Raw genomic sequence first — 4,403 nt, 5'->3', positions numbered from 1 at the left:
CGGTACTCGGGCTGTCGGCCTGCCCGGCATCAGCCACCGAAAGCGAAACGGTCCGCCGACTCCGTCGGCGAACCGTCAAGAAAGATCGAGGCTAGCCGGTAAAGTCGAGGCCCCGTCTCAGCGTGCGAGCTGATGGCCCAATCCCCCTGCTGGAGCACACGGTTTGGCCGACTACGACTTCCGCACCCTCTCACCCAACGACTTCGAGATACTGATTCGCGATCTCCTCGCAGCCGAGTACCACTGGCGCTTGGAGGCATTCGGGCGTGGCCGCGACGGAGGCATCGACCTACGGACGAAAGCACCAGAGGGGAAGGTCGTCGTCCAGTGCAAGCACTACCTCGGCTCGTCATTCAAAGATCTCCGCGCGTCGGCACGCCGCGAAGTCCCGAAAATGAACAAAGAGAAACCCGACCGCTATCTCTTCGTCACATCCCAAAACCTGAGCAGGACCCAGAAGGACACCCTTGCAGAGGATCTGGATCCATGGCTTTCCGACACCGCCGACCTACTGTCCCAAGCCGACATAAATGACCTGATCACGCGACACCCGAGGGTAGAGCAGCAACATTTCAAGCTCTGGCTCGCCTCGACGACAATCCTGGAACGCATTGTTCAAAGCGGCATCTGGGAGCGCAGCGAGGCACTGCTTGAGGACATCAGAGACCGAGTCAAGCTGTACGTTCCCACCGACAGCTTCAACGCAGCGCACGAACTACTCGACGAAAAGCACGTCGTCGTCCTAACGGGTTCACCCGGAGTCGGCAAGAGCATGCTTGCCGAAATGCTCGCCCTGAGGTACTGGCACGAGGAATGGCAAATCGTTTCGGTGGGAACCGACGTTGACGACGCATGGAGTGCATATAAGTCCGGCCGCAAACAGGTTTTCCTGTATGACGATTTCCTCGGGCAGACGGACATCAGCGAAAGACGCGCGAAGGATAGTTGGATAATTCGCCTGATGGACCGTGTGGCACGGAACCCAGACAAGCGACTTGTCATGACTACGAGATCTCAGATCCTTCAACAGACTCGGCTGATCAGCGAGCCTATCGCTCAAGCCGACTTTCGAGTCGTCGAGTGCGTGATAAATGTCGCTGACTACGGGCCGGTCCAGCGGGCGCGCATGCTGTACAACCACATCTACTTTTCCACCCTCTCGCGAGAGGTTGTTAGAGAGTACGTAGAAAACTCATCCTACTGGTCAGTCGTAAACCACAAAAACTTCTCCCCACGGATCCTCGAACTGGTCATCAAGCGGGCGCACCCCTCGGCGGATGCGTTCGCGCGCGCTCTTAACCACACGCTTGATCACCCATTGGATCTTTGGAGAATCGTCTTCAATAACGGACTGTCTGACCTTGCCCAATGGATAACGCTTACACTTGCCTCATTCCCCGTCCGCGGCGCCAGCTCTAGCGACCTCAAGGCTTTGGTTCAAAAGGGGGCGAAGCCAACGGAATACACTAGCGCGCTTCGAGTACTGGAAGGCACCTTCGTCCGCGTAGAGAAAAGTAATAGGGTCACGGTGATCTCCTACGCAAACCCGAGCGTACGCGACTTCACCCTCGCTTTCCTTGACGAAGAACCGGACTACCTGATGGCCATCATCAGGGACGCGAGGCACCTGACTCAAGTGAGCACACTTCTAGGGTACGCAGTATCCGGAGATGGTGGAAAGCTCCGATTTCAGCACTACGCCGATACCGTGACCCTTCACTCAATCTCCATTGCCAGGAAAATTATGGAGCTGATCAGCGAAGAGAGGGAAATCAGCAGATCTGATCCGCACGAATCCCCCAGGGTATACACGCGAACGATTAAGCCCCTCCTAAACTTGCTGGAGCCGACACATCGACTGATGGAGAAATCATTCGATGAGCTCCTTGCAGTGACGATCGAGCTACTCAAGAGTGAAGCCTCTGAGTACATGGAGCCTGACGATTGGAGGCTCTTCAATACGGCATTGATGATGCGTTACGCAGAGGATCCAGATCCTGCCCAAGAAGAGCTCAAATGGGCATTTGAGAGCTGGGGCGAATTGCTATACAGCAGAGATGACGTGATCGCATTCGAAGAGTTCTATGAATCATACGCCCTAACCCTGAGGCGCCATTTCGACCCTGCCGAAAAGTTTCACCAAAGCGCCTGTTCTGGGCTGCGACAGGATCTAGATGACATGTCCAGCAATAGACAGGATCGTGATTCCGATCACCAGTGGATCGACGAAGTTGAAGGGGTGGCAATCAGAGTCGGCGTTTTCGACGATATGAGATCGGAAATCGAGTCCGCCCGAGACTCGGTCGAACAATATTACGCGGAAGGCGAGTATCCCTACCGCCAGTCTGATCCTGAGGCGAGATACGGGTTCCCAGGAACCTCTACATCGGCTTCCGAACGCATTACGATCGATGGTATGTTTCGCGAGCTTTCATAGCCTCAGACTCCAGCTGACTGTGCTTCCCGACCTCCGACGGCATTATCCTCAGGGGCCCAGATGAGAAAACCGGTCGGATACAGCTTCCACGACTTGCCTCAGCGAGTAGGTCCGTTACTAAGATAACGTCCCCTGCCCCCGACCGACGGTCAGATGCCCTCGGCCGCACGGCCGTCATCTCCCCTCCTTGGCGGCTGAGCCGATCAGGAACACCTGCCCACCAAGACCAGCAGTCCAAGTCCCCAATTCGGTTATCGGGGCCCACACTGGTTGCTCACCCATGCTTTTTGGCTCCTGGAACGTGGACGGAGCAACGATCGGTTTTGCCAATCCTACCGTACCCGCCGGCTTGAACCCATTCTTCTCGGCACTGTTCGCTGAATAGGTTGGCCTGTACCCTTCAAGGTATGCCGCCAACTTAATTGCCTCCTGCATGGGGCCATCAACTTGAGCAATCCGAATATAATCCTTCCATTCTTCCTTCTCGGCTTTGAGGTGATGCCCCTCCGCGTCGATAATAGCCTCTAGCCATGCAGCTCTCTGCTTGCTGGACATCAAGAGCACAAGTTTCTCGGGCCCCTCGGCCATAACGTCACTTCGCTCAACGAGTGAGGTCACGTAGGAACGGCGCAACCTGAACGTGTATGCGGGCAGCGTATTGCCTCCACGTTCCCGCACGCTGATCGTGTGAGGAACGTGTTGGAGAAGGTGAGCAATCTTTTTCACCATCAGGGGCTTCGATTGGTAAATTGCACCGTCATACAGTCCAGCGTGTACTGATGCCGAGTCCTCGCGTCGTATTCCGTGAGCCTTCACTCGGTGCACCGCTACGCTAGTTGCAAGTTGAAAAATTGGTCCACGAGAAGGCTTTCTGCCGTTTCCTGGCAGCCAGCCACATTCAGGGCATACCGTTGGCTTTGTCTTGGCTGGGGCGATGTGTCCGTCCCCCTGGAGCCAAGCGATCACCTGAGCATCGATCTCCGAGAAATGTGCGATTCCGTCTGTGGCGGCTGGCGCGGCAAGTCGAAGCCTTTGCCCACTTTTGAAGCCGTCGACTCGGACAAATTCGCCGCGAATAAAATTGTCTGCCACATTAGGTGGCAATCCGTGAATCTTTGCCCTATGGACTTGAACGCCTCTTTCTGGGAACTTAACCCCCCGCGGCACCCAGCCACATTCAAGACAAAGGCGCGATCCTGTAGTTTTCTTGTAGGTAGTCTCAGACCACCACTGAACTGACGGAGTTACCTGGGCGCGCCAATACTTGTGACCTATAAGCCACAGTTCAGCGCTGATATCTTTGGTGACGTCAATTACCGGGGTCCACCTTGAAAACCCCGTGGAAGTATCATATCCAATGGTCTCATCTCCGATATGCAAGTCTTCACAACTAACCCACCCCCTCCTTGTGAGAATTCTGGTGTTTACGCTCACGCACCCTAAGGTATCCGAGCGTGTCGATGACTTGCCGATCGAAGCTCTATTGGTCACGGACGAATCGTACTGGCCATAGATCTCAACTGGAGCCGTCTTTTGAATTCTCCCTCCTGGCGTGAGCTGGCGACCGTATCCTGGAAGTTTGGCTTTTAGGTCGGTGGAGCGGCTTTGGGCTGGAGCTGCTTTGGGCGAGTGATCATGGCCCTGTAAGCTTCTGGCGCGTCGGACAGTCTGTGGACCTGCCAGGTAAAGCACGACATCGGGGCCGTAATCTTTAAGACGACTTGCGTGCCAGCGGACGAAGGCCGACGGGTGACCTTGATCTTCCATAAGGCCTGGCCACTCGATACGACAGACGACAACGCGCTACCTCGCCGGACTACACATCATCGACATCTTCCTTATGGTCAGCACGGTGACCCAAACGAAATTCTCTAGCCTCGATCTTTCTTGACGGTTCGCCGACGGAGTCGGCGGACCGTTTCGCTTTCGGTGGCTGATGCCGGGCAGGCCGACAGCCCGAGTACCG

At 55.7% G+C, this 4,403-nt stretch carries 2 protein-coding genes; one reads left to right on the top strand and one right to left on the bottom strand.

What is annotated here, in order from left to right; genetic code table 11:
- Positions 1 to 163: 163 nt before the first annotated feature.
- Positions 164 to 2,437, top strand: coding sequence for a restriction endonuclease (locus tag B086_RS0129915; RefSeq protein ID WP_018570117.1), 2,274 nt, complete (start codon positions 164 to 166; stop codon positions 2,435 to 2,437).
- 174 nt (positions 2,438 to 2,611) lie between these two features.
- Here the strand turns inward: B086_RS0129915 and B086_RS44815 are convergent, their stop codons facing one another.
- Complete coding sequence (locus B086_RS44815) at positions 2,612 to 3,871, bottom strand: hypothetical protein (protein ID WP_158690442.1); 1,260 nt, start codon at positions 3,869 to 3,871, stop codon at positions 2,612 to 2,614.
- Between the last annotated feature and the right edge of the window lie 532 nt (positions 3,872 to 4,403).

Source organism: Streptomyces sp. PsTaAH-124 (assembly GCF_000373685.1).
In the GTDB taxonomy this organism is placed as follows: Bacteria; Actinomycetota; Actinomycetes; order Streptomycetales; family Streptomycetaceae; genus Streptomyces; species Streptomyces andamanensis.
This window is presented reverse-complemented; position numbering and strand designations above follow the sequence as displayed.